This window comes from Streptomyces sp. NPDC056222, assembly GCF_042264065.1.
GTDB lineage: Bacteria > Actinomycetota > Actinomycetes > Streptomycetales > Streptomycetaceae > Streptomyces.
Genome location: NZ_JBHJTL010000213.1, coordinates 1 through 824, shown reverse-complemented (window position 1 = coordinate 824; position 824 = coordinate 1). Strand labels below are relative to the sequence as shown.

Annotated in this window: 1 protein-coding gene; it reads left to right on the top strand. The window is 62.5% G+C overall.

Annotated elements, in window-relative coordinates; genetic code table 11:
* Positions 1 to 20: 20 nt before the first annotated feature.
* Positions 21 to 824, top strand: an 804-nt coding sequence (locus ACFC0D_RS38550) for a fimbrial protein (protein ID WP_376446776.1), incomplete at its 3' end; no start/stop codon positions are given.

Genomic DNA, 824 nt, shown 5'->3' with positions numbered 1-824 from the left:
GTGTCGTTGTCAGTCCCTGGATGCATTCAGGCAACGCCACCTATCTGCTTGGTTGCAACGCCAGTGAACTGATACCCGTTGATGTCTCAGCGGCAATGCCCGGACTGGAGTTTGTCCGGAACGTCACTGTGGATGGTGAGACCTTTCCGGCGTTCGGAATGCGCGGCAAGCCCAAAACCCCGCTGCTGATCTTCCAGTACGCGGTTGGCAACGCCAGCGGGGGAAATCGGTTCATGCCCTTCAACCCGCAGACCGGCCTGCAGTTTCCCGGTGCCGGCTGGAGCGGCAGCACTCGCTGGTCGTGGGTGCGCATGGCCGCAGTGTCCCGCGGCGGCGAGATGGAGGCGTTGCCGACCACTGTTGTCGGAGAGATCACCTATTCGACGCCGAGCTATCCTGCGCTTGTAAAGAAGGACAACTACAACGTTACCGCCACCCTGAAGACCAAGACCTGCAGACTCACGGCTACCGCTGTCACGCTGCAGGATGTGGACATTGCCGATCTGCCCGCGGAAGGCAGCACTGCCCGTGAGCGGGAGTTCACTGTCCCGATGAACTGCAACGGTGCATTCCCGATGTACCTGGCACTGACCGACGCCAACGCGCCGGGCAACACCGGCAGCCGTTTGACGCCCACCGGCAACGCCACGGCTGGGGCCGTACGCGTGCAGCTGCTGCTTGAGGGTAATCCGGTGGTGCTGGGGCAACGCTGGTCAGTGCCGATGAGCCAGAACGGTTCGCAGGATGTGACGCTGGGTGCACGCTACTACCGCGAGACGGGTACGCTGCACGGCGGTGTGGTGGAAGGGCATGCGGTGTTTATC